The organism is Cohnella fermenti, assembly GCF_004801405.1.
In the GTDB taxonomy this organism is placed as follows: Bacteria; Bacillota; Bacilli; order Paenibacillales; family Paenibacillaceae; genus Cohnella; species Cohnella fermenti.
Map to the genome: position 1 here is coordinate 142,266 of NZ_SSOB01000009.1, position 25,152 is coordinate 167,417.

Here is a 25,152-nt window from a genome sequence, read left to right on the forward strand (position 1 = left end):
ACTGTATCGGCTTTCGGGCTGTTTTTTTGCAGCGGCCTCCCTACGCCCTTCCCATCAGAACAACGAGATCTGCTCGGACAGAATGCCTTCCAGGAAGCTCCGCCGATGCATCGGCGTCGGCCCCAGACGAAGCAGCGCCTCGCGATGCTCCTTCGTCCCGTATCCCTTGTTGCCGGCGATTCCGTAGCCCGGATAGAGAGCGTCCCACGTCGTCTTGCACAGCCGATCCCGGGTCACCTTCGCCAGAATCGATGCCGCTCCGATCGTCTGGCTGCGGAAGTCCCCCTTGATGATCGCCGTCTGCGGCACGGGCAGATCCACGCTCTCCGCGTCGATGAGCAAGTGCTCCGCCGCCATCTGCAGCCCTTCCGTCGCCGTCTTCATCGCGAGCCGCGATGCCTGCCGAATATTGATTCGGTCGATCGTCGCCGCATCCACGCGCGCCACCGACCAGGCGACCGCATTCTCGACAATGACGTCGTAAAGCTGTTCCCGCTTCTTCTCGCTGAGCTGCTTCGAATCGTTGATGCCGTCCAGGACAAGCCCGGGCGGCAGAATAACCGCGGCAGCGACGACGTCCCCGAACAGGCATCCCCGACCGACCTCGTCCAGGCCGGCCACCGCCGTCAGCCCCCGCCCCCACAGCTCGGCCTCGAACGCCAATCGATCCGGCTCGGCTTCGACAAACACCGCCCTGGAGCCGCTTTTTTTCTTCTCGGACACTTCCGTTCCTCCTTCTCATCTGTACCGTTACCCAACATTGTCCGACATGAACGGAGGGTCGCGCAACCTTTTTTCCACCCATTGTCCCATAAAAAAAAGACTCCGCAGACAAGCGAACCGGCGAATCGCCGACCCGCCAGCCCGGAGTCCTTCCGAAGCGACGTGCGTCTCGTTAGATGACAGGAGCTTCGAGCGTGATCCGCCCCAGCTTCCCCGTGCGAAGATCGCGCAGCAGCACTCCCGCCGCCTTCGCGTAATCGACATGGCCGCCTCCGGCCAGGCAGCCGCGCTTGCGCCCGATCTGCTCCAGCACTTCGGCCGCCGATGCAATGTCCGGCAGCTCCGACGGGAGCTCCGACAAGCCGTAGCGCTCCGCCAGTGCTTCCCGATATTCCACCGCCAGCCAACGAAGAATGAAGCAGGCCACCTCGTCCACGTGCAGAATCTCTTCCTTGATCGCGCCCGTCGCCGCAAGGCGGAAGCCGACCTCGGGGTCCTCGAACTTCGGCCACAGAATGCCCGGCGTATCGAGCAGTTCGAGATCCGCTCCCGTGCGAATCCACTGCTGACCCTTCGTGACGCCCGGACGGTCGCCGGTAATCGCGGCGCTGCGCCCGGCCAGCTTGTTGATCAGCGTTGACTTGCCGACATTCGGGATGCCGACGATGAGCGCCCGCGAAGGACGCGGGTTCATGCCCTTGGCGATCTGACGGTCGATCTTCTCCTTCAGCAGCAGCTTCACCCGGGCGGAGATGTCCTTCGTGCCCGTTCCGGTATTCGCGTCGATGGCCAGAACCTCATGCCCGAACGAGCGGAACCAGTCCAGCCATCTCGCGTTCTGCTGAGGGTCCGCCAGATCGGATTTGTTGAGCAGAATAAGCCGCGGCTTCGGACCGACGATCTCGTCGATCATCGGGTTGCGGCTCGACACCGGCACCCGCGCATCGATCAGCTCGAGAACGACGTCGATCAGCTTCAGCTTGTCTTGAATTTGGCGTTTCGCCCGGGTCATATGACCGGGGAACCATTGAATCGTCATGCCGCACCTCGCCGCACATCGCGCGGAATCGGAGTTGGCGTTCCGTGTTGCTTAATATCCGCGACCGATGTAGTTGATTTCGTTAAGCGGCCAGAAGATCAGCTCGGCACGCCCGATCACATGGTCCATCGGGACGTAACCGATCATCCGGCTGTCCTTGCTGTTGCCGCGATTGTCACCCATTACGAACAACATATTCTCCGGAACGGTACCGTCCGGGTATAGTGAGTTCGGGAAGTCCGTATCGTTGTAGTTATGCCCTGCTTCGTGAGCCTGCTCGATCGCATCGGTCAAGTATGGCTCATTCAGCTTCTCGCCGTTAACATATACATCGTCGCCTTCGACCTTAACGGTATCGCCCGGCACGGCAATGACGCGCTTGATGAAGTTGCGGTTCTCTTCCGGAACCTTGAACACGATGACCTCGCCGCGCTTCGGCTGACGAATGTCGTACAGCAGCATGTTGACGATGATCCGTTCCCGGTTCTGGAAGTTCGGCTCCATCGATTCCCCGTCCACAACGAACGGCTGAATGATGAACCATCTCAGGATGACGACGAGCACGCCCGCAATCGCCAGCGCCTTGATCCATTCCTTCGTCTCGTTCCCCGCCTTGGACGGATTCTTCGGGGCCGGCCCCGAGCGCGGCGCCTCGCCGGCTCCTTCGGAGCGTTCGGGATAAGCGGCATCCGACTTGCCGAATTCGCCGCCGAGCCCGCTTCGTTCCAGAACGTCCTCGTCCTCGCGCTTCCCGTTACTCGATTGATCCATGTCGAATTCGCCTCTCTCCTGGTCCAACAATCCGCCGCAGAGCATCTTCGCGATGCCCGGCCATCCAGCTTCGACTCCTTCGGCATCCCCAAGGGGCCGAAGAAGCTTTGCGTCGGTATCAGATAGGATAAGAATATCCGAATCTTATCCTTTCTGATATACGCAAAAAGGAGGACTTGAACTTCGCCAAGCCCTCCCTTAGACAGCTATTATCGAATTTCCTTGATACGAGCCGCCTTGCCGCGCAGACCGCGCAGGTAGTACAGCTTCGCACGGCGAACCTTACCGCGGCGTGCCACCTCGATCTTATCGATACGCGGGGAATGAACCGGGAATGCGCGCTCAACGCCAACGCCGTAAGAAATCTTGCGAACCGTGAAGGTCTCGCTGATTCCGCCGCCGCGACGCTTGATCACGACGCCTTCGAACAACTGAACACGCTCGCGGGAGCCTTCCACAACCTTCACGTGCACCTTCAGCGTATCGCCTGGGCGGAAGCTCGGGATGTCCTTGCGCAGTTGCTCTTGCGTAATGGATTGAATCAAATTCATGAGTATTCAACTCCTCTCATCACAGACGTTCGTACCCCGCTCCGCGAATCCAGCGATTCGCCTCATGGCGTGCAGAGGACCGTCCGACTATCGGCCGTCGCTGATTTCGCCTCAAGGACGAATAGGCAGCTAGGCACAAACAACATTTGAAATTTTATCACATCCAGCGGAGAAAATCAACGAGGAGATTGCAGGAGACTGCAGGTTTATGCCCGTCCCGCTTCATTCGTCGAATCGCCGGCGGACGGCGCTTCCCTCTCCAACTCCAGCTCCCGCTTCCTCTCGGCGAGCCACTGCCGCTCCTTGGCGGTCAGCTCGGCCTTCTCGAGCAGGTCGGGACGCCGCAGCAGCGTGCGCTCGAGCGATTGCCGCCGCCGCCACTTGTCGATCTCGGCATGGTGGCCCGACAGCAGCACGTCCGGAACCTTCCATTCGCGGAATTCGGGCGGACGGGTATAATGCGGATATTCCAGCAAGCCGTCGCTGAACGAGTCGAGCGCGGCGGACTGCTCGTTGCCGAGCACGCCCGGCAGCAGCCGGACGATCGAATCGATCGCCACCATCGCCGGAAGCTCGCCGCCGGTCAGCACATAGTCGCCGATCGACAGCTCGTCCGTCACGAGGAATTCGCGAATGCGCTCGTCATAGCCCTCGTAATGGCCGCAGATGAAGATCAGATGCCGCTCGCGCGACAGCTCTTGCGCCTTCGCCTGCGTGAACGTCTCGCCCTGCGGGCAGAGAAGGATGACGCGTGGCTTGGACGACTGCGGCCTAACGCCGCCAGGCGCAGCAGTCGCGACTCGGGCCTCGCCCGCCATCTCCGCACAATCGACCTCATCCGCAGCTTCCTTTAGCCCGTCCCCGCCCGCATTTTCCGCGTACCCGACCTCATCCGCAGACTCCGCGCGCCGGACGACATCCTCCACCGCAGCGAAGATCGGTTCCGCCTTCAGAACCATTCCGCCGCCGCCGCCGTACGGCGTATCGTCCACCGTGTTGTGCTTGTTGTTCGCATAATCCCGGAAGTTGACCGTGTTCAGCGAGACGATTCCTTTGTCGCGGGCCTTACCGAGAATACTGCTCCCGAACACGCCCTCGAACATCTCCGGGAACAGCGTCAGAACGTCAATCCTCATCTACAGCAACCCTTCCATTGAGCCAGCCTTTCTTCATAGCAACCCTTCCATCAGGCGCACCTTGACGACCTTGGCCGCCACGTCCACGTTCAGCACAACCTCGTCGATGACCGGCAGCAGCAGCTCCTTGCCCTTCGCCTGCTTGACGACCCACACGTCGTTCGCCCCCGGCGAGAGGATGTCCGCAATCGTACCGAGCTTCTCGCCTTCCTCCGTCACCACTTCGCAGCCCATGATGTCGCGGAAGTAATATTCGCCTTCCTCAAGCTCGACGCGCTCGGCGCCCGGCACCTTCAGCTCCCAGCCTTTGTACTTCTCGACCTGGTTGATATTGTCGTACCCTTTAAGCTTCACGACGAAAACATTGCTCTGCTCGCGCGAGCTTTGCACCTCGACCTCGAACGGCGTTCCCGCCGTCCCTTCCGGCGGGCAGGCGAGCAAGCGGCTTCCGCCACGGAAGCGCACATCCGGGAAGTCGGTCTGAGGCCAGATTTTCACCTCGCCGCGGATGCCATGGGTATTGACGATCTTGCCAACGTTGAGCAATCGCTCTTCCGTCACGGAAGCAGCCTCCTTTGCATATGTGCAGCGAATCTATTCTTAAACGGCAAGAAGCCGGACATGCCCATCGGCAGCCGGCCCCTTGCCTTGCGTTATTCTGATACGATGTCCACGATGACGCGCTTCCGCTCCTTCACGGCAGCGGAAGTAACTACGGTGCGCAGCGCCTTGGCGATACGCCCCTGCTTGCCGATAACTTTGCCGACATCGCCCGGATGGACGGAAAGCTCGTACACGAGGCCGCGCGCGTCTTCCTTGACCTTGACCTGCACGTCATCCGGATGATCCACCAATGCCCGGGCAATGACCCGAATCAATTGTTCCATGGCTCAGCCCTCCGGGAGTTGGACGTTACTTCGAGATCTTGGACTCGTGGAACTTCTTCAGAACGCCTGCATTGCTAAGAAGATTGCGAACCGTGTCGGACGCTTGCGCGCCGTTCTGCAGCCACTTCAGAGCCTTCTCTTCGTCGATTTGGACTTGAGTCGGTTGAGCGACCGGGTTGTAGATGCCGATCTCCTCGATGAAGCGGCCGTCGCGCGGGGAGCGCGAATCGGACACGACCACACGATAGAATGGGTTCTTGTGAGCACCCATACGCTTAAGACGGATACGTACTGCCATTGGTAAATTCACCTCCTTGATAGAGTATCGAATAGTTAGAGGGGGGAAAACAACACTCCGAGCCCGCAGCGAACGATTGTTCTAGAAAGGGAACTTCATTCCCTTGCCGCCGCCCTTGCCCATCAGTCCCTTGAGCGCCTTCATGCCGCCCTTCGGTCCCTTCGGACCCATCATGCCGGAGAACTGCTTCATCATCTTCTTCATATCCTCGAACTGGCGAATCAGCTTGTTGACGTCCGCCACGTTCGTGCCGCTGCCTGCGGCGATCCGCTTGCGGCGGCTGAAGTTGATGATGTCCGGCTTCGCCTTCTCCGCCTTCGTCATCGACTTGACGATCGCTTCCGTGCGCGAGATCTGCTTCTCGTCGATCTTGAAGCCCGGCGCCGCCTTCAGCTTGTTCATGCCCGGCATCATGTCGAGCAATTGATCGAGAGGGCCAAGCTTGCGAACCTGCTCCATCTGCTCGAGGAAGTCGTCGAAGGTGAACTCCGCGTTGCGCATCTTGCGCTCGAGGTCCTTCGCCTTCTCGGCGTCGATGTTCGTCTGCGCCTTCTCGATCAGCGAGAGCATGTCGCCCATGCCGAGAATCCGCGACGCCATCCGGTCCGGATGGAACGCTTCGAGCTGGTCGATCTTCTCGCCCGTGGAGGCGAACTTGATCGGGCAGCCCGTGACCGCCTTGACCGACAGCGCTGCGCCGCCGCGCGTATCGCCGTCGAGCTTCGTCAGCACGACGCCCGTCAGCTCGAGCTGCTCGTGGAAGCTCTTCGCCACATTGACCGCTTCCTGACCGGTCATCGCGTCGACGACCAGCAGCACTTCGTCCGGCTTCACCGCCGCGTGAATCTGCTTGATCTCTTCCATCAGCGCTTCGTCGATCTGCAGCCGGCCGGCGGTATCGATCAGCACGTAGTCATGCCCTTGCTCCTTCGCGAGCTGGACGCCTTGCCCTGCGATGTCCACCGGGCTTACCTTGTCGCCGAGCGAGAACACCGGCACGTCGATCTGCCCGCCGAGCACCTCGAGCTGCTTGATGGCGGCCGGTCGGTAGATGTCCCCCGCGATCAGGAGCGGCTTATGGCCCTGCGACTGCAGCAGCTTCGCCAGCTTGCCGGTCAGCGTCGTCTTGCCCGCCCCTTGCAGACCGGCCATCAGGATAACCGTCGGAGGCTTGTTCGACTTCGCCAGCTTCGCCTGGGTGCCGCCCATCAGCTCGATCAGTTCCTTATGAACGATGTCGACGACAACCATGCCCGGCGTGAAGCTCTTCTGCACCTCCGCGCCGACGGCCTTCTCCTTCACCTTGGCGATGAAGTCCTTTACGACCTTGAAGTTGACGTCCGCCTCGAGCAGCGCCAGCCGAACTTCCCGCATCGCTTCATTGACGTCGTCCTCGCTCAGCTTGCCCTTGCCCCGCAGCTTGCCGAACACGTTCTGGAGTCTGGTCGTCAATCCTTCGAATGCCATGGCCCATCTCCTCCTTCCTGCATAATCTCCATTCTACAGCGCCGGACGGCCCCGCTCAACTCTCCGCGCCGCGAAGCAGCTCCGCCGTTCTGCGAAGCTCGCCGCGCCAAGGCTCGGGAAGCTCTCCGATCTGCCGCTCCAGCTTATCCAATCCCGCTTGCAGCCGTGCATGGCGGCGAGCGAGTCCCAGCTTCGTCTCATATTCTTCGAGCGCCTGCTCCGAGCGCTTCAGGTGTTCGTACACCGCCTGCCGGCTGATCTCGAAGTCGATCGCGATCTCGCCCAAGGAGTAGTCGTCGTGGTAGTAACACTTCAAGAAAGTCTGCTGCTTCTCCGTCAGCAACGCCCCGTAGAAATCGAAGAGCACGTTGATCCGGTTCGTCTTGCTCAGCGCGTTCTCCCCCTGCACAAAGGCTCATCTCCTTCGAACGGTGTCAAGGAAAACAACTTTACAGCTCAGTGACGTTCTTTATCTTACGGGATAGTCTCAGGGATGTCAAGGCAATTACCTTAACAGGGGTGGAAAAAAAGGGCCTGGAGCATCGATCATCCGCGAGCGGGAACGTCCTTCCATCCGATATAGGCACCTTGGGCGCTGTCCGGCAGAGCGAACAGAAGAGCCGCGCTCCGGCCGGAAGATGTCCATTCGTAGGCTCCGATGGTCAAGTAATCCATCGTCACCGCTTCGGGCTCGCCGCCTCCGGGCGCTGCCGTGTACAGCTTCGTTCCCGTCACGACGTCCCCTATGCTCGCGCCGATCGCGCCGAGCTCGAAGGAGATCCGCTTGCCGTCCGGGAGAAATCGCAGGCCGCTGATGCCGAAGCTCGCGGACAGACCCGACTTGTAGTAGGGCGCCCGCTCGTTCTCCGCCTTGGCGTCGTAATCCGGATTGCGCCCGGTGTATTCGTCGAGATCGACCGGCCACGGCATCCTCGACAGCTCGTTCCCCTCGGCCGAATACAAAACAAACGAGTCCCGCTCGGCGACCAGAACCCGCTCCGTGCCGGAATGGGAGGCGATCTGCGTCGTCAGGTCCGCCGTGCTTACGAGCTGCTTCTCCGTGCCGGCGGCCAGATCGACCAGCTTCAGGCCGATTCCGTCGTCGAATCCGTTGCGCGCCAGCACGACCCGCCCGGGCACCAGCCACTCGATCCTTCCCCAGAAGCCTTGCTCATACGGCAGCCGCTCGATCCGCTTCGTCTCGATGTCGAACGTCGCCAGCGCGTACTTGGGGCCTGCCCCGTCGCCGAGCCGCTCTCCCGTATCCTGGAGGAACAGGAAGCCGGAGCTGTCCGGGAGCCATAGGGGCTGGGCGTCGTTCGCCCCCTTCGTCCAACGGACTTCACTGCCGCTCGCAACATCGGTTCCGCCGATCCCCTCTTGACCGTCCTCGTAGACGGCAGCCCATTTTCCATCCGGACTTGAGCTCCGAATGCCCGGCCTCTCGACCAACTCCCCGTCCTTCAGCACGACCGTCCGACGATTCGGCTCCTCTGCGGCATACGCCAAGCCTTCCACGCCAAGCTCGCCGCTTCGCTTCACGGAATAGAAGGCAAGCTCCCCGTCGTAAGTGAACCACTCCTCCACCGTTCGCGTCTCCCGGTTCACCTTCGCCAGCCTCGTGCGATCCCGGGCCTCATTCTCCCCGATCAGCACGATCTCCTCGTCGCTTGCCGCGACGATGCCCCCGTAATAGAAGCCGTCGTCCGGGAGCGACACGACCGCATCGAAGTTGCGGCTCAGAAGCTGTTCCGCGGATGCTCCCGCCGCGTCCTCCGTCGGGGATGCGGATGGAACCGGGGTCGAGACGACAGACGCTTCCGCCGCTGCGGACGGGCTCGCCGGCCCGACAGAATCGTTCGAATGTGCACAGGATACGAGCAGCACGCCCGTCACCCCCGCCAACATGCTTAAGCGTCCAACCTTGCGCAGCCTCATACCGTCCGCCCCTTCGGCAAATTTCGTTCGTTATCGGATATTCGCTACATTAGACGAACACCAACGAACAAAGTTGCTCAAGCTCGCCAGCCGCAGACTTGCCAGCCCCCTGCCGCCCGCATCGCCGTCTCAAGCGCCGTTGCCCAGCTCCCGCCCCTGCCTTCCGCTGCCTTCCCCTGCCTTCCGTCGTCTTCCGTCGTCTTCCGCCTCCCTGCCGTCTTCCGCCCTCTGCTGTCCGCTCCTGTCCGATCCTGTCCGCTCCCCGCCGCTCTTCACGCCCCCCGCCCGACGGCTTTTCCGATTTTATGCGATTTTTCACATTCGTCGACGTGGATCGAAGGCAATCGCAGCGTTTTATGCGGTTTTTCGCATATATGCAGCAATTCGATCCGGAATTTCCTCCATGTATGCTATTTTTCACATAGAATCGCCCCACCCCCCCGCTATCGCGCTGCGCGAATGTGAATTTTCGCATAAATTCCTGCCAGCCTGCGGCGGAATCGGCCCACCACTACCGCTGAGTATGACTTATACGCTTGCACACGCCCCCTCGGAAGGTGATCGATCGGTTGTCAGTTCAACAAAAGGAATAATATTCTTGACGAGAAATCGTCTTTTTTATACTATTTTGATGCTTACGCGACATGGTGACATTGCAATAGGCTATCCATCCACGGGAAGCGTTGCAGACCTGACTGAGAAGATAAACCAAGGAGATGATGAAGTGTATTCCTATACAACATTTCAGGAGGAACTATCAATCGGAGAAGAAGTATCATTATATGTATAACAATGAAATATACTCAATATCGGTCGGCCAAACTATTGAAGAAGGCAGGTACTTTTATAAGGTAAGCGATACAAACAGCCCGCTAAACTTCATAACACTTGAAGACCTCTATGCTGCTGTGCTTATTGATGGCATGACCTTGGAGGAGGTTTTCGATACTGGGAATGTTGAAATAATTGTATAAGTTAAATATGAAGAGTTCAGATGTCGAACCGATGGGATCAACAATCAGCATCGATGATTTCGAATTTACTCCGACTAAACGTCTGAAGGAGCCTTCACATCGCTCGCCACCCTCGTCCTCTTATATGTCAAAAAAACAGCGCCGAGAAAAATCCCCGGCACCGTCTCCCGATTAACCTTCATATACATCAAGCGCCGCCTGCAGCGCCCGGCCGACCTCGATCTGCGCGCCGTGCCGGACGAGCGCCGCTTCGAACGCTCCCAGCAGATGGAGCACGTTTTTGCGGCTGCAACTGTAGCCCATCGTGCCGATCCGCCAGATCTTGCCCTTAAGCGGGCCGAAGGAGCTGGCGATCTCGATGCCGAACGCGTCCAGCAGCATCGAACGAACCGCTTCCCCGTCGACTCCGTCCGGAATCGTCACGCAGGTGACGACCGCCATCTTGCAGCCCGGGTCGCCGTACAGCTCAAGCCCCATCGCCGCAAGGCCGGCCATGAGCGCCGCTTCGTTCAGACGATGGCGCGCGAAGCGGCTCGCCAGCCCTTCCTGGAGAACGATGCGGAGCCCTTCGCGCAAGCCGTACAGCATGGACGTCATCTCAGTATGGTGATTAAGCCGCACCGGGCTCCAATAATCCATGAGCTGCGCCAGATCGAGATAATTGCTCTGGATGCGCGCTCCCAAGCCTTCCGGCTCCTCGTAGCCCGGCGGCCGGATGCCCCGCTCGATGCGCTTGCGCGAGAGGATCTTGCGCTCCGCGCGTTCGTTGAACGTGATCGGCGCCATTCCCGAAGGGACGGACAGGCACTTCTGCGTGCCGCCGATGACGGCATCCAGGCACCATTCGTCCGTCAACACCGGAATGCCTCCGATCGTCGCGACCGCGTCGACGACGAGCAGCGCCCCCGACTCGCGGCAGGCCGGGCCGATCCGGTCCAGCGGCTGCACCCGGCCGGTCGACGTCTCGCCGTGCACGAGAGCGACCAGCTCGGGCTTCTCGCGGCGAATGGCGGAGACGATCTCCTCCTGGTCGAACACCGTGCCCCATTCGCAATGAAGAGTCGCCACCTCGGCCCCGCAGCGTTCGGCGATCTCGGCGAGCAGGTGGCCGAAGCGGCCGAAGATCGGCACGAGCACCTTGTCGCCGGGCTCGATCAGGCCGGTCAGCACGGCCTCAAGGCCAGAGCGCGACGTTCCGTCGATCGGGAACGCCCACCTATTCTTCGTCTGGAAGACGCTGCGCAGCATCTCCATCGTATCGTTCATATAAGCGGTGAATTCGGGATCGAATTGCCCCAGGATCGGATACGACAGCGCCCGAAGCACGCGGGGATCGACCTCGACCGGCCCCGGCGTCATAATCGTTCTCGGCGATGGACATAATTCGGTGTAGGTCCTCATGTTGATTTCTCCTCGTAAGCCAATTCGTACAGCATCGCGGTCAGCACCCGAGCCCCGTCCGCGAGCAGCCCCGGCTCCGTGTATTCGCTCGGCGAATGGCTGATGCCCGCCTTGCTCGGCACGAAGATCATCGCCGCAGGACAGAGCGTCGGGAACAACTGCGCGTCGTGCCCCGCTCCGCTCACCATCTTCCGATAAGGCAGCACAAGCTCCTGGCAGATTCGCTCGGTGCTGCGGGTGAGCGCGTGGCTCATCGGCACCGGCTTCGTCGCCAGCCACGGCGTAATCCGGTGCCGCAGCCTTCTGCGCAAGGCGATCCGCTCGATCTCGGACAGCGCCAGGTCGCAGAAGGCGTTCAGCTTCCATTCGTCCGAATGCCGGACGTCGACCGTGAACGCCACGCCGCCGGCGATAACGTTCGGCGTGTTCGGCGAGGCCTCGATTTTGCCGACCGTCGCCACTAGCGGCTCTCCCCATTGCGCCGCGAGCGCCTCCAGCCGGAAGATCACTTCGGCCGCCCCGGCCAGCGCATCCTGGCGCATCGTCATCGGCGTCGTGCCGGCGTGGTTGGCCGCCCCTTCCAGGCTGATCGCGTATCGGCGCTGCCCGACGATCGTCTCGACGATTCCGATGCGCTTCTCCATCCGTTCGAGCACCATGCCTTGCTCGATGTGCAGCTCGACGAACGCGGCCAGATCGCTTCGGCGGGCATCCTCTTGCTCGCGGCCGCCGAAGCCGGAAGCAAGCATCGCCTCCCTTAAGGAGATGCCATCTTCATCCTTCAGCTCGGTTCCGTCCTGCCGCCAGTCGTACAAGCCCGCCGCATTGCCCGAGCCCCAATAGGCGATCGGGAAGCGGCTGCCTTCCTCCTCCGCGAAGGAGACGACCTCGATCGGCCGGATCGGATCGCCGTACTTCTTCTTTAAATAAGAGACTGCGACGAGCCCCGCGACGATGCCGTATGCGCCGTCGTACTTGCCGGCGTTGCGCACCGTATCCACGTGGGAGCCGGTCAGAACGACCGGAGCGTCGGGATCGCGACCGGCCAGCCGGCCGTACAGATTGCCTGCGGCATCGAACCGGGGCGCAAGCCCCGCAGCCTGCATCGTCGACGACAGGTAGCGCTGAGCCTCCAGCCACGACGGGGAATAGAGCAGGCGCGTAACTCCTTCCTCCGGATTCGTTCCGTCGGAGTAAGCAGCCAGTTCATCCAGCAGACGGGTCAATTCGTGAGCCGTCTCGTTCGGTTCGGGCAAATTCGGTATCATCCAGATTACCTCCCCAGTGGATTAGGGCTCAGCGGAATGCCGTGACCCGGCAGCCTTACGCCCTCTTCGATCGAATAAACCTTGCAGCCCCTGACCCAGGTGGACGACACCCGGCAGGAGAACGTCCGGCCCGCGTACGGGCTGATCGGGTGCCGCTGAAGCAGATGCTCCTTCGTCAGCGTATAGCCTGCGCCCGGATCGACGACGGCGAAGTCGGCGTCGAAGCCGACCGCGATCTCTCCCTTGCGCGGGTAGAGCCCGAACCGCTTCGCCGGCTGCGTCGACAGCAGCCGCGACAGAAGCGGCAGCGGCAGCCCGCGGCGGAAGTGCCCTTCCTCCAGCATGACCTCCACGCTGCTCTGCGCGCCGGCGATGCCGCCCCAGGCTTGCATAAACGTCCGGCCCTCCAGCGACTTCAGCTCCTCCGGGCTCGGCGAATGGTCCGAGCCGATCACATCCAGCTTGCCCTCCGCGAGCTGCTTCCACATGCGCTCGATCCGCTCTTCGTCCCGGAGCGGCGGCGCGCACTTCGCGATCGGCCCCAGCCGGACGAGATCCTCCTCCGACAGGGCGAGATAATGCGGGCACGTCTCCACGGTGACGTCGACGCCCTCCCGCTTCGCCATGTCGATCAGCTCGACGCCTTCCGGGCTGCTGATGTGGACGAAGTGCAGCCGGCAGCCGGTCGTCTTCGCGAACAGCAGCGCGCGGCCGACCGCCTCCAGCTCCGCGACGATCGGCCGGGTCGCGGCGAAGTCGCGCGGCCCGGTCCGGCCTGCGGCGGCGGCTTCGTCCGCCAGCCGGGAAGTGATCGCATCGCTCTCCGCATGAAGAGCGAGAAGCCCGCCGAACGAGGCGATTGCCTTCATGCCTTCGAGCAGCGTCACGTCGTCCACCTCGCGGAACCGCTCCTCCCCGTCCCCGCCGGGGTTCGACAGGAACGCCTTGAAGGCGGCGACGCCTTCCCGCCCCAGCGCCTCGAGCTCGCCGACGTTGCCGGGAACAAGCCCGCCCCAGAACGCGTAATCGACGGCGGAAGCTCCCTGTGCCAGCGCCTCCTTCAGCCGCAGCGCCGGAACGTTCACGGTGGGGGGCAAGCCGTTCAGCGGCATGTCGATGTAGGTCGTCACGCCCCCTGCGGCCAGCGCCGCCGAGCCGGTGGCGAAGCCCTCCCAATGCCCCATGTTCGGCTCGTTCAGATGAACGTGGGTGTCGACCATCCCCGGAAGCACCCACTTCCCGTCCGCGCGAACGACCGTCGTTCCTTCGCCCGCTGCGAGATCGGTCCCGAGCGCGGCGATTCGGCCGTCCTTCACGCCGATGTCAAGCTGCGCCTCGCGATCCGGGAGAACAACGAGACCGCCCTTCAACAATAGATCGAACGTGCCGCTCATTCCGATTCCCCCTAGCTGCCGCGATAAGTGCTGTAGCCGCCCGGCGCGACCAGCAGCGGCACATGGTAATGAGAAGAAGGGTCCGCCAGACGGAAGCGGACCGGAACCCATTCCAGGAAGGCGGCATGGGCGCCTCCGCGGAAGTACTCGCCGACGTCGAACAGCAGCTCGTACGTTCCGGCAGCCATCTCCTCTCCCGACAGCAGCGGATGATTCATCCGCCCGTCTTCGTTCGTGAAGCCTTCGGACAGCAGCTCCCTCCCGCCGCCCGATTCTCCGAGCCGCCAGAGCTGGATTCTCATCCCGGCCGCCGGCGTCCCCATCGCTGTATCGAGCACGTGCGTCGTCAATTTGCCTCCCATGGTCCCGCCTCCGCCTTTGTTGCGACTTTTTTTGAAGCGTACAGCTCTTGCCGATTGTTGCCTGTGTTATGTTAATCCGTGTTGTCCTTGCTCGTGTTGCCCTTGCCAGCGTTGTCCTTGCCTGTGCTGCCCTTGCCCGTGCTGCCCTTGCCCGTGTCGATGATTGCTCGCGCTCTCCTTGCTTATGCGACCCTCGCCCATATCGGCCGTTACTCCAGCAGATCGTCCAGTCGGAACCGCGTAATCCGCCCGATCTGGCGAAGCGCCTCTTCCTTCTCTTCCGGAATGCCGCTATCGATCCGCGTCTTCATCGCCTCAAGAATATCGTCCTTGCTTCGCCCGCGCACGGCGAGAATGAAGGGGAAGCCGAACCTCTCCACGTAGTTGCGATTCAGCGTCGACAATATCTCGTATTCCTCCGGGGACAGCCGGTCGAGACCGGCCCCCTGCTGCTCCGATGCAGAGTAGTCCGTCACCTTGAGCCGGGTCCCGAGATCCGGATGCGCCCTCAGGAATGCAATGACGCTCTCTGCCGGCGAGCCCGTCACGACCTGCATCATGCTCTCGTGAAGCTCCGCGACCGATCCGAACGGCCTCTTCTCCCAGGCGCTCTCCGCCACCCACGCGGAATGCTCGAAGATGCCCCCCAGCGCAGCGACGAATTCGGAGCGCTCCATCCGGTTGACGGCTTCCAGCTTCAGCTTCGCCGGCCCCGTCATTGCCAGTAGCCCTCGTGAACCGCCACGACCTCGTCCTCGATCTCCGGGAACGGCCCGATGACGACGATCGACTTGCGTCCGGCCGCGAATACCTCGGTGCACGGAAGGTCGAGCGTCGGGTTCTGCTCGTCGTCGCCGGTCAGCTCCGCCAGCCGCTTCTCCGTGATGCCGAAGACGACCCGGCCGACATTGCCCCAATAGATGGAGCCCGCGCACATCGCGCACGGCTCCGCCGTCGTATAGAGCGTGCAGCCCCACAGCTCATGCTTGGAGTAGCGCTTCGACACGGCTTCCATCAGCGTCGTCTCGGCGTGGCCGGTGCAGTTGCGCTCGGTAATCTCGATGTTGCCCTGCTCCCACAGAACGCGCCCCTGCGGGTCGACGAGAATGCAGCCGAACGGCGTGTTGCCGGCTTCTCTTGCCCTGCGGGACACCTCCACGGCTCGGCGCAAGTAGGCGACATGGTGTTCTTTATCTGCAATCATTGGATTGTCCTCCTGTCTCTATCGCTCGCGCTATCGATCGAAGAATTCCGCCATACCCGGTGCATCGGCACAGATTGCCGGACATGGCTTCCTCGATCTCTTCCATCGTCGGATTCGGGTTGTGCTCCAGCATGGCCGTCACGGAGACGATCATGCCCGGCGTGCAATAGCCGCATTGGTAGCCCCCCTCCTCCAGAAAACACTGCTGAACGGGATGAAGCTCCGCTTCGCTCGCCAGCCCTTCGATCGTCGTAATTCTGGAGCCGGACACCTGGTAGGCCATCGTCAGACACGAATTGATCGGCTTGCCGTCGACCATCACCATACACGCGCCGCAGCGCCCGATCTCGCAGGAGCGCTTCGTTCCCGTGAGCCCCAGCTCCTCCCGGAGCACCGTGAGCAGCCGCGCCGAGGGGGCAACGTCAAGGGATACCGGCCGACCGTTCACCTCGCATTCGAGCCTCGCGCCCGCCGTCCGTTCCGTCCATGTGTTGTCTATCATCTCGTTGGCACCGCCTCTTGAAGGTAGTAGGGACGCTTCTGCAGCTCGGCGGGATCGACGGGCAGCCGGGCAATCCGCACGCCCGTGGCGTTCCAGATCGCCTGCGCAATCGCCGGAGCCAGCGTGACCGAGCCGATCTCGCCGATGCCGCGGGGGCCGTACGGATCTCCCTCCGGGACGTCCTCGATCGCTTCGACCGTCATGCTCTTGCTCTGGTCGACGATCGTCGGAATCAGATAGGAGTCCAGGTTGTGGAAAAGATAGCGACCATCCTTCATCGCGGCGTCCTCCGTCAGCGCGAAGCCGAGCGCCATGCCGCTCGCCCCTTCGATCTGGCCGAGATACCCTTGCGGATTCGCCACCGGTCCTCCGGCAACCGCATGGTACTGGTCGAGCAGCCGCACCCGTCCGGTCAGCTCGTTCACTTCGACCTTCACCGTCGTTCCGGCCTGAACGAACAGGAAACGGTTCGCGAAGTCCCCGTTCGGCGACTCCGGGAACGACGCGGACGTCACGCACTCGATCGTCCGCCCGTTCGCCTGCTCGGCCGCCGCCAGAGCTGCGTAGGGGACGACAAGCGCGCCTCCCTCGTCCAAGATGCCGCCCCTCCCGAGAGAGAGAGCCTCCGCCCTTCGCCCGGTCATCCGCGATGCGGCCTCGGCGAGCCGCGCCTTGAATTCCGGCATCAGCCGCCCAAGCGCCAGCCACATCATCGTTGTCGTTCGCGCCGCCGTGCTCGAGCCGCTCTCGGGCACCCGGTCGGTGTCGCCGATCACCATCCGGAAGTCCCCTTCGAACAGGCCGAACCGCTCGATCAGCATCAGCTCCAGCGAGGCAAGCAGCCCTTGCCCGAACTCCTCGTAACTGAACGCGACCTCCAGCTTGCCGTCCGGCGCGAGCGAGAGGCGGCAGCCCCCGGGGTCCGGAATGCCTTTGCCAAGGCCGGTGCCCATCATCGCGACGGCTGAGCCGTAGCCGATCTTGAGCCACGGTGCGGCGGGGGCTCCCGCGCCAGGCCGCTCCGCCTCTTCCCGCTTCAACGGAGAGGCGCCTGCCGCCTCCCATACCTGTCTGGCCCCGTCCGTCGGCACGATCATCTGCCCGTAGGCGCCCGGATCGTTCATCTGCCGAAGATTGATCCTCCGCAGTTGCCACGGGTCGATGCCGGACAGCTCCGCCAGGCGATCCATCTGCCCTTCGAGCGCGAACACCGCCTGATTCGCGCCGAAGCCGCGGAATTCGCCCGACACCCCGTTGTTCGTGAAGGCGGACACGCCTTCGATCTCGATATTCTCGTACACGTAGCAGCCGAGGCTGTTCTCCAGCGCGTTCGTGAGCACCTCGCCGCCGAGCGTCGCGTAGGCGCCGGTGTCGGCCAGAACCGAGACCTGATGGGCGAGAATTCGCCCCTTCGCATCGATTCCCGTCTTCATCCGGATCGTCATCGGATGGCGTTTGATGCCGGCGCGAACCGATTCCGTCCGGGAGTTGTGAATGCGTACCGGCCGCCCCGTCCGGCACGCAAGCAGCGCTCCGTACGGCTGCACGTTCAGCTCGTCCTTCCCGCCGAACGAGCCGCCGATCGGACTCGAGAGCACCCGGATTCGCTCCTCCGGAATGCCGAGGATGTCCGCAAGCTGTTCGCGATCCTTGCGCCCGTGCTGCGTCGGGGAGAAGACGGTCAAGCGGCCGTCCGGCCCCGGAACGAACAGCCCTCCTTCGGTCTCCATGTATGTGTGCATCTGCCGGGAGGTCCGGTACGTCTCTTCCGCTATGCACACGCACCTATCGAACGCCGACCTAGCGTCGCCCTTCCCGTAGCGGATGCGCTTCAGCACGTTCCCGTCCGGGTGGAGCTTCCGGCAGTCCGGCTTCAGCGCCGCTTCGGGACTGGCGATCGTCTCGTACACTTCATAGTCGACCTCGATCAGCCGAAGCGCTTCCCTGGCCGCCGCCTCCGTCTCCGCGGCCACGGCGGCGACCGCGTCGCCGATGTAACGGACGACGTCCTCGCACAGCACCGGCTGGTCCCGGACAACGATTCCGAAGCGGTTAAGCCCCGGCACGTCGGCGTGCGTCAGCACGGCGCGGACACCCGGAACGGCCTTGGCCGCCGCCGTGTCGATGCGCTTGATCCGGGCGAACGGATGGACGCTGCGGAGAACGAGTCCGATCAGCTCGCCGTCTGCGGCCATGTCGGTCAGATACGCCAGCTCGCCCGTCACCTTGCCCCTGCCGTCCGGCCTCGTCCGCCAACGGCTTCCGGCCGACATTCGATTCAACATCCCGTTCCCTCCTTCATCCTGTCGTCCGGCTCTGTCGTTCGGATCGGTCAGCCGAAGCCGACTCGCTCCTGAAGAAGCTGCGGATCGACCGGCAGCTTCGCCACCCTCTTGCCGACGGCCTCGAAGATCGCCTGCGCGATCGCGGGAGCGAGGCCGACCGAGCCCAGCTCGCCGATCCCCCGCGGCCCGTGCTCGTCGCCTTCCGGCAGCTCCTCGATCGGAAGCACCTCGCATGCGCCCCTAAGCTCCGCGATTGTCGGAACGAGGTACGTATCCAGGTTCCGGGTCAGGTACACGCCCCTATCCATGACGGCATCCTCCGTAATCGTGAAGCCGAGCGCCATGCCGCTGCCGCCTTCGATCTGGCCGAGGTAGCCCTGCGGGTTCACGACCGGCCCGGCGGCGACGGCGTGGAATTGATCGAGCAGCCGGACCCGGCCCGTCAGCGTGTTGACCTCGGCTTTGACCGCGACCGAGGAATACGAATACATGAAGTGGGAGCCGACCCGATCGACGGGGGACGTCGGATAGAAGAAGCTCGTCTCGGCGGCGATCTCTTCCTCCGCCCGGCTTGCCAGCTCGGCGTAAGTCAGCAGCAGCTCCCCGGTCCCGGCGTCGCGCACCCCTCCGGCCAACGGCTTCACGCTCTCGGCCGGGCGGCCGAGCAGGCGGGCCGCTTCGGCTCGCAGCTTGCCCTTGAAGGGCGCCCGCAGCCGCCGCAGCGATTGCCACATCATGCTTGTCGAGCGGGAAGCGGTGCTCGAGCCGCTGTTCGGCACGACGTCGGAATCGCCGATAACGATGCGCAGATCGTCCGCCGCGAAGCCGTACTGCTCGATAAGCATCTGCTCGAGCGAGGCGATCAGCCCTTGGCCGAACTCCTCGTAGCCGAAGACGGCTTCGATTCTCCCGTCCTGCGCGAGGCGGAGGCGCCCGCCCGCCGGATCGGGAATGCCGACGCCGAGCCCGGCGCCGTGCATAACGAAGGCGGCGCCGTAGCCGGTCTTGATCCAGGGCGGCGGCTCGACCGCAGCCGGCCCTCCCCCTGTCGAAGTTGCGTCCGCCTCCTTCGCTCCTGCCCCGACCTCCGCTCGCCTGCCCGCATTGGCCGACCGCGCCCGTTCCCGCTCCCGCCACAGTCGGCTCTCGCCGAGCGCTTCCCACACTTGGCGGACGCCGTCGGTCGCGGAGATCGGCTGGCCGAGCGGCCCCGGATCGTCCGGCTTGCGGAGATTGATCCTCCGCAGCTCCCACGGGTCCATGCCGAGCTTCTCCGCGAGACGGTCGAGCTGCCCTTCCATCGCGAACACCGCCTGGTTGCCTCCGAAGCCGCGGAACTCGCCCGACATGCCGTTGTTCGTGAACACGCAGACGCTCTTCACCTCCGCCGCGCCGAACCGGTACGGCCCAAGCGCGTGCTCGACGGAGAAGTTGAGCACTTCCGCGCTCAGCGTGGAGTAAGGCCCCGCGTCGGAGACGATGCTGACCCGGTGGGCGAGCAGCTTGCCGCCCGCGTCCGTCCCGGTCTTCATCCGAATCTTCATCGGATGGCGCTTCAGGCCGGCTCGCACCGACTCCCAGCGGGAGTTGTGCAGCTTCACCGGCTTGCCGGTCGCCAGCGCCAGCAGCGCCCCGTACGGCTGAACGTTCAGTTCGTCCTTGCCTCCGAAGGAGCCGCCGATCGGGCTGGAGACGACGCGGATGTCCGCCTCCGGCCGGTCGAGAATGCGGGCGAGCTGCATCCGGTCCATGAACGCGTGCTGGGTCGGCGAATAGACCGTCAGCCTGCCATTCCTCTCCGGAATGAACAGGCCGCCTTCGGTCTCCATGTACGTATGCATCTGGCGCGGTGTCGCGTACGTCTCCTCGACGATATGGGCGCAGGCGGCGAAGCCCGCTTCCGGATCGCCGTGACGGTAATCGTTGCGATGCTGGACATTCCCCTGCTCGTGAAGCTGAGGCGCCCCTTCGAGCAGCGCCGCCTCCGGATCGTCGACGATCGGCAGCGGCTCGTACTCGACCTCGATACGCTTCAGCGCCTCGGCCGCCTGCAGCGCCGTATCCGCCGCCACCGCGGCGATCGCATCGCCGATGAAGCGCACCCGGTCTTCGCAGAAGACGGGGTGGTCGGGGTGCGCAATGCCGAACCGGTTAAGCCCCGGCACGTCGGCGCAGGTGAGCACCGCCCGCACGCCCGGCATCGTCTTCGCCTTCTCCGTCGACACCGCAACGATTCTGGCGTGCGGATAAGAGCTTCTCAGCACCATGCCGTGAAGCATGCCGGGAGCCGCCATATCCGTCAGATAAGCCAACTCTCCCGTCACCTTCCCCGGTCCGTCCGGCCGGATGCGCCAACGCTCTCCGCTGGATTCGCGAGTAAGCAGCATGTCGTTCACCCCTTCGAAGCCGAATCGCGGAATTGCGTCCAGAGCGCCGCCGCGACGAGATTCGCGGCCGTCTGCTTCCGGTACAGGTCCGCGGCGAACGGATCGGTCTTCGGCTCGTACTGCTCGAGCACCGCTTCATAGACCGCTTGCAGCAGGTTCGCGTCCGGTCTGCCGCCGAGCAGCAGCTCCTCGGCGCGGGTCATCCGGACGGGAGTCGTCTGCCCCCCTCCGGCCGCGATCCGGATCGAAGAGATCCCGTCCTCCTCCCTCGTTCCCTGGATGGCGATCGTCACCAGCGAGGGCGTGAACGCCTCCCGGCGGCCGACTTTATGGTACGCGCAGAACCGCTTCGCGTTCGCCCGGGCTCCCGCTTCCCCGCCGGGAATGCGGATGGACGTCAGCAAGCGGGACGCCGACGAAGGAGCGGCGGCCCACTCTTCCGCGCTCGTCCTCACCCGGCGGGAGCCCTCGAGCCATTCCAGGCTGGCGTTCAGCGCGATCAGCGCCGGAACGGAATCCCCGACGCGGAAGACGACATTGCCTCCCAGAGTCGCGAGATTGCGCACCGACCAGCCGGCGATCGCCTTGACGGCTTCGACCAGAATCGGCGCCGACTCCGCGAGGCGTTCGCTTGTGCGGCATTCGGTTAATGTCGTCATCGGTCCGATGACCGTCTCCGCCCCGTCCTCCGTGATCCCCTTCAGGCCCGCGACCCTTCCCAGATCGATCAGATGGCGCGGCATGGTCGCCGTCCCGGCTTCCCATTGGGTGCGGAGCAAGGTCGAGCCCGCCGCATAGACGGCGTCCGGCCCGAACGCCGTCTTCATGCTGGCAGCCTCCTCGGGCGAGCGAGGCTGCCATACTGCAGGGGATCGAAGGAGCTCCTCTTGACTCATCGCCATCTCCCGCTCCCCCTCTCTTCTCATTGTAATGTCTTGGAACCGCTTGAAGTCTTAGAAGCGCTGCTCGCGAATGTACGGAACGCCAAGCGCTTCCGGAGAGCCCGAAGGCTTGTTGCGGCTGCGCCAGCCAAGGTACATCAGCACCAGAATCGTGACGATATAAGGAATCATCTTCAGGAAGTACGAAGGAATCGCGCTGCCGATCAACTGGATTTTGAACCCGATGGTGTCCATTGCCCCGAAGAAGTACGCGCAGAACAGGGCGCGAATCGGATTCCAGCGGGCGAAGATGATCAGCGCGACGGCGATCCAGCCGCGTCCGGCGGTCATGCCCTCGATCCAGGTCGGCGAATAGATCAGGAGCAAGTCCGCTCCGGCCAGGCCGATCAGCATGGAGCCGACGATGATGTAGCCGTAGCGGAACAACTGCACCGGAATGCCCATGACGTCCGCTGTCGCCGGATTGTCCCCGATCGCCCGCAGATGCAGACCGAACGACGTCCGATGGATAAACAGATGGGCGGCGATGACGAGCGCGAAGCTGAACCAGGTGAGGATGTCCAGATGTGCGAACATGTCGCCGATAATCGGAACATCGTCCAGGAAGCCAAGGTTGATCTTCGGAACGGCGCCCGGAATAGGCGTGCCGGTAATCGACTTGCCGAGGTAAGCGCTGAGGCCGGAGCCGAACAGCGTCATCGCCAGCCCGCTGACGACCTGGTTCGCCCGCAGCGTTACCGTGAGGAAGGAATGAAGCAGGCCGAGCGCCGCGCTGACGACGAATACGGCAAGCAGCGTCCACCCGAGGCTGCCGGTATGAATGTAAGTCATGCACGCGATCACCGCACCCATCAGCATCAAGCCTTCGGCCCCGAGCTGCATGATGCCGGATCTCTCGATCAGAATGCCGCCGAGCGTCGCGAAGAGCAGCGGCGTGCCGGACGAGATGGCGGCGACGAGAAGTTGTGTAAGCAAGTCCATAATCCGATCTCTCCTTAACCGTTGCGGCGCAACCGGAATTTACTGACCATATTGCCGGCGATCAGGAAGAAGAGAATCGCCCCTTGAAGCATGCTCGAGATCGAGGATGGAAGGCCGAGCGTCTGCACGCTGTAGCCGCCGACGATCAGCCCGCCGAACAGAACGGACGAGACGACAAGGCCGAACGGATTCAGCTTGGCGATCCAGGCGACGATGATCGCGGTGTAACCGTAGCCCGGCGAGATGCCGTACATGAGGCGGTGCGTCACGCCCGACACTTCGCTCATGCCGGCGATGCCGGCGACCGCTCCGCTGGCGATCATGACGATCAGAATGTGTCTCTTGATGTTAATGCCCGCGTTCCTCGCCGCATCCTGGTTCGCGCCGATCAGGCGAAGCTCGTAGCCCCAGCGGGTGTACTTGACGGTGAACCAATACAGCACGACGATGACCAGAGCGAAGACGAGGCCCAAGTGAAGGCGGGTGTCGCCGAGCACCGGAAGCGACTGCGCGGCTCCGAACATCGGGGTGCCCGGGAAGTTGAAGCCCTTCGGGTCCTTCCACGGACCGAACACGAGGTAATCGAGCAGCAGCAGCGCGACGTAGTTCAGCATCAGGGACGTAATCAGCTCATTCACTTGGAAATACATCTTCGGAAGCGCGGTGAGAGCCCCCCAGACGCCGCCCGTCACGATCGCGAATACGACCATAAGCGGAATCGTTGCGTACATCGGCAGATCCGGGAAATAAATCGTGACCGCGGTCGCGCCGATGGCGCCGGCGGCGAATTGCCCCTCGGCGCCGATGTTCCATACCGCGATGCGATAGGCGATCGCGACGCCGAGTCCGCAGAGCAGCAGCGGAATCGCCTTGACGAGCGTCTCGGTGATGCCGAACTCGGTCATGAACGCGCCGCGGAACATCTTCTCGTAGACGACGAGCGGGCTCTTGCCGTTGGCGGCGATGAAGATAGCACAGGTGACAAGCGCCAGGAAGACCGAGACGATCGTCATCCACCACGGGCTCTCCTTGCGGGCAGGGTCGATCTCGAAGCGGAAGCCGAGCCTGCGGCGGACGGAGCTCGCCGAAGGGTCCAACTGAAGCGTGCCGGAGGCAGGCTGTTCCTTCATACGGCTTCCTCCTCATTGTCTCTGATGCCGGCCATGTACATGCCGATTCGTTCGCGGTTGGCTTCGGCCTGGGTCATCTCCCCGACGATGCTGCCGTTGTAAATAATGAGGATGCGGTCCGAGAGCTGCATCACTTCCTCGAGGTCTTCGGAGATGAGCAGCACGCTCTTGCCTTCGTCCCGCAGCCCGTGCAGAAGCTGGTGCACGCCTGCGGTCGCGCCGACGTCGAGACCTTGGGTCGGATGGACGGCGACCATCAGCTCCGGCTTGCGGTCGATCTCCCGGGCGAACAGCAGCTTCTGCTGATTGCCCCCGGAGAGCTGCCGGACCGGTGCATCGATGCCCGGCGTCTTCACGTCGAATTGCTCGACAAGCTGCTGCGACCATTCGCGATTGCTTCTGATCTTCAGGAAGCCGAACTTCGAGCGATCGTCCGTCCGGTAAGACTTGAACAACAGATTATCGACAACCCCCAAGCTGCCCGCGAGGCCGCTCTTCATCCGATTCTCCGGCACATGGGAGATTCCGGACTCGATCGCTCCGCGCACAGATGCGGACTTGATTTCGTTGCCATTGAACGCGATTCTGCCCCTCTTCCAGGAGCACAGGCCGTTCAGCACCTCGGCCAATTCGCTCTGCCCGTTGCCGGCCACTCCGGCAACGCCTACGATCTCGCCTTTGTACACTTGAAGGTTCAAGCCGTTCAGCGCCTTGCGTCCATGCTCGGCGTACACGTCCAGATTGTCGACGCTCAGGAGCACCTCGCCTCTCGGGCGGGCTCTGCTCTTGATCTCGATCGGGGTGAAGTCGCTGCCCACCATAAGACGGGCCAAGTCCTTCTCGTTCGTGTCGGCCTTGTCGATCGTGTGGATCATCCGGCCTTTGCGCATGACCGAGATGCGGTCGGCCGCAGCCATGACTTCCTTCATCTTATGGGTCGTCAGGATGACCGTCTTGCCTTCCGCCTTCATCTGTTCGAGCGTCAGGAACAATTGATCCGCCTCGCCCGGCGTCAGGACGGAAGTCGGTTCGTCCAGAATGATGAATTCGGCGCCGCGATACAGCGTCTTGACGATCTCGACTCGTTGCTGCTCGCCGACGGACAACTGCCAGATCGGCCGATCGACAGGGAACGCCAGGCCGAAGTGCTTCGCGATCGAATCGATCTCCTCCGCCTTGCTCTTCATCCACTTCGGGCCGCGCCAGAAGGACGACTTCTCCCCGAGCACGATATTCTCCGCGGCGGTCAGCGTCTGAACGAGCCGGAAGTTCTGGAACACCATGCCGACCCCGAGCTTGGTCGCATCCTTCGGCGAACGGATTTTGACCTTCTCGCCATGAATGTAAATATCGCCGCTGGTCGGCCGATAGACGCCGGAGAGCATGCACATGATCGTGCTCTTGCCCGCCCCGTTCTCCCCGAGCAACGCATGCACCTCGCCCGGCTTGCAGTTGAAGTCGACATGGTCGTTCGCGAGGACGGTGCCGAATTGCTTGACGATTTGTCTCATTTCCAGGGAATACGTCTCTCTCATGCTAGCTTCCTCCTTGT

Annotated in this window: 26 protein-coding genes; 1 reads left to right on the plus strand and 25 read right to left on the minus strand. The window is 62.8% G+C overall.

Translation table 11 applies throughout. The annotated features are described in order from the left end of the window. Positions 1-54: 54 nt before the first annotated feature. From E6C55_RS09240 to E6C55_RS33750, 12 genes are all read right to left on the minus strand, one after another. Entirely contained in the window at positions 55-723 is a 669-nt protein-coding gene (locus E6C55_RS09240) for a ribonuclease HII (protein WP_407923706.1), read from the minus strand. A 172-nt stretch (positions 724-895) separates the two neighbouring features. After that, the gene (gene ylqF / locus E6C55_RS09245) at positions 896-1,762 is read right to left on the minus strand and encodes a ribosome biogenesis GTPase YlqF (protein ID WP_136369494.1); all 867 of its coding nucleotides are present in this window, start codon (positions 1,760-1,762) and stop codon (positions 896-898) included. Positions 1,763-1,813: 51 nt separating this feature from the next. Next, positions 1,814-2,533, minus strand: coding sequence for a signal peptidase I (lepB, locus tag E6C55_RS09250; RefSeq protein ID WP_136369495.1), 720 nt, complete (start codon positions 2,531-2,533; stop codon positions 1,814-1,816). A 209-nt stretch (positions 2,534-2,742) separates the two neighbouring features. Then, a complete protein-coding gene (gene rplS, locus E6C55_RS09255) occupies positions 2,743-3,084 on the minus strand; it encodes a 50S ribosomal protein L19 (protein ID WP_136369496.1) in 342 nt (113 codons plus the stop codon). A 206-nt stretch (positions 3,085-3,290) separates the two neighbouring features. Next, complete coding sequence (gene trmD, locus E6C55_RS09260; protein ID WP_136369497.1) at positions 3,291-4,220, minus strand: tRNA (guanosine(37)-N1)-methyltransferase TrmD; 930 nt, start codon at positions 4,218-4,220, stop codon at positions 3,291-3,293. Positions 4,221-4,253: 33 nt separating this feature from the next. After that, entirely contained in the window at positions 4,254-4,781 is a 528-nt protein-coding gene (rimM, locus tag E6C55_RS09265; RefSeq protein ID WP_136369498.1) for a ribosome maturation factor RimM, read from the minus strand. Positions 4,782-4,873: 92 nt separating this feature from the next. Next, positions 4,874-5,107: a KH domain-containing protein gene (locus tag E6C55_RS09270; protein WP_136369499.1), complete on the minus strand. Its 234-nt coding sequence runs from the start codon at positions 5,105-5,107 to the stop codon at positions 4,874-4,876. Between the two features lie 25 nt (positions 5,108-5,132). Continuing rightward, positions 5,133-5,405: a 30S ribosomal protein S16 gene (rpsP, locus tag E6C55_RS09275; RefSeq protein WP_136369500.1), complete on the minus strand. Its 273-nt coding sequence runs from the start codon at positions 5,403-5,405 to the stop codon at positions 5,133-5,135. A gap of 81 nt (positions 5,406-5,486) precedes the next feature. Continuing rightward, positions 5,487-6,872, minus strand: coding sequence for a signal recognition particle protein (gene ffh / locus E6C55_RS09280; protein ID WP_136369501.1), 1,386 nt, complete (start codon positions 6,870-6,872; stop codon positions 5,487-5,489). A 55-nt stretch (positions 6,873-6,927) separates the two neighbouring features. Next, on the minus strand, positions 6,928-7,281 hold the full coding sequence (ylxM, locus tag E6C55_RS09285) for a YlxM family DNA-binding protein (protein WP_136369502.1): 354 nt from the start codon (positions 7,279-7,281) through the stop codon (positions 6,928-6,930). A gap of 137 nt (positions 7,282-7,418) precedes the next feature. After that, the gene (locus E6C55_RS09290; protein WP_136369503.1) at positions 7,419-8,810 is read right to left on the minus strand and encodes a hypothetical protein; all 1,392 of its coding nucleotides are present in this window, start codon (positions 8,808-8,810) and stop codon (positions 7,419-7,421) included. A gap of 129 nt (positions 8,811-8,939) precedes the next feature. After that, positions 8,940-9,086, minus strand: a complete 147-nt coding sequence (locus E6C55_RS33750; protein WP_168735548.1) for a hypothetical protein — start codon at positions 9,084-9,086, stop codon at positions 8,940-8,942. 506 nt (positions 9,087-9,592) lie between these two features. Here E6C55_RS33750 and E6C55_RS09295 point away from each other — a divergent pair. Beyond that, on the plus strand, positions 9,593-9,784 hold the full coding sequence (locus E6C55_RS09295) for a hypothetical protein (protein WP_136369504.1): 192 nt from the start codon (positions 9,593-9,595) through the stop codon (positions 9,782-9,784). Positions 9,785-9,955: 171 nt separating this feature from the next. Here the strand turns inward: E6C55_RS09295 and E6C55_RS09300 are convergent, their stop codons facing one another. From E6C55_RS09300 to E6C55_RS09360, 13 genes are all read right to left on the minus strand, one after another. Next, positions 9,956-11,185, minus strand: a complete 1,230-nt coding sequence (locus E6C55_RS09300; protein ID WP_136369505.1) for a pyridoxal-phosphate-dependent aminotransferase family protein — start codon at positions 11,183-11,185, stop codon at positions 9,956-9,958. Next, positions 11,182-12,453, minus strand: coding sequence for an allantoate deiminase (gene allC, locus E6C55_RS09305; RefSeq protein WP_136369506.1), 1,272 nt, complete (start codon positions 12,451-12,453; stop codon positions 11,182-11,184). The genes E6C55_RS09300 and allC overlap by 4 nt, the downstream gene beginning before the upstream one ends. A gap of 5 nt (positions 12,454-12,458) precedes the next feature. Then, positions 12,459-13,847, minus strand: coding sequence for an allantoinase AllB (gene allB, locus E6C55_RS09310; RefSeq protein ID WP_136369507.1), 1,389 nt, complete (start codon positions 13,845-13,847; stop codon positions 12,459-12,461). 11 nt (positions 13,848-13,858) lie between these two features. After that, positions 13,859-14,209, minus strand: coding sequence for a hydroxyisourate hydrolase (gene uraH / locus E6C55_RS09315; protein WP_136369508.1), 351 nt, complete (start codon positions 14,207-14,209; stop codon positions 13,859-13,861). Between the two features lie 209 nt (positions 14,210-14,418). Then, a complete protein-coding gene (uraD, locus tag E6C55_RS09320; RefSeq protein WP_211093550.1) occupies positions 14,419-14,928 on the minus strand; it encodes a 2-oxo-4-hydroxy-4-carboxy-5-ureidoimidazoline decarboxylase in 510 nt (169 codons plus the stop codon). After that, positions 14,925-15,413 (minus strand): nucleoside deaminase, encoded by a 489-nt coding sequence (locus tag E6C55_RS09325; protein WP_136369509.1) that lies wholly within the window; start codon positions 15,411-15,413, stop codon positions 14,925-14,927. The genes uraD and E6C55_RS09325 overlap by 4 nt, the downstream gene beginning before the upstream one ends. After that, a complete protein-coding gene (locus tag E6C55_RS09330) occupies positions 15,400-15,915 on the minus strand; it encodes a (2Fe-2S)-binding protein (RefSeq protein WP_136369510.1) in 516 nt (171 codons plus the stop codon). Before E6C55_RS09330 ends, E6C55_RS09325 begins: the two co-directional genes overlap by 14 nt. After that, on the minus strand, positions 15,912-18,200 hold the full coding sequence (gene pucD, locus E6C55_RS09335; RefSeq protein ID WP_136369511.1) for a xanthine dehydrogenase subunit D: 2,289 nt from the start codon (positions 18,198-18,200) through the stop codon (positions 15,912-15,914). The genes E6C55_RS09330 and pucD (E6C55_RS09335) overlap by 4 nt, the downstream gene beginning before the upstream one ends. A 47-nt stretch (positions 18,201-18,247) precedes the next feature. Beyond that, positions 18,248-20,587 carry a xanthine dehydrogenase subunit D gene (gene pucD, locus E6C55_RS09340; protein WP_136369512.1) on the minus strand — a complete coding sequence of 780 codons (2,340 nt, stop codon included), beginning with the start codon at positions 20,585-20,587 and terminating at the stop codon, positions 18,248-18,250. Between the two features lie 5 nt (positions 20,588-20,592). Continuing rightward, positions 20,593-21,513: an FAD binding domain-containing protein gene (locus E6C55_RS09345; protein ID WP_136369513.1), complete on the minus strand. Its 921-nt coding sequence runs from the start codon at positions 21,511-21,513 to the stop codon at positions 20,593-20,595. 27 nt (positions 21,514-21,540) lie between these two features. Continuing rightward, on the minus strand, positions 21,541-22,470 hold the full coding sequence (locus E6C55_RS09350) for an ABC transporter permease (protein WP_136369514.1): 930 nt from the start codon (positions 22,468-22,470) through the stop codon (positions 21,541-21,543). A gap of 14 nt (positions 22,471-22,484) precedes the next feature. After that, on the minus strand, positions 22,485-23,600 hold the full coding sequence (locus tag E6C55_RS09355; protein WP_136369515.1) for an ABC transporter permease: 1,116 nt from the start codon (positions 23,598-23,600) through the stop codon (positions 22,485-22,487). Further along, positions 23,597-25,135, minus strand: a complete 1,539-nt coding sequence (locus E6C55_RS09360) for an ABC transporter ATP-binding protein (RefSeq protein WP_136369516.1) — start codon at positions 25,133-25,135, stop codon at positions 23,597-23,599. The genes E6C55_RS09355 and E6C55_RS09360 overlap by 4 nt, the downstream gene beginning before the upstream one ends. Positions 25,136-25,152: the final 17 nt, after the last annotated feature.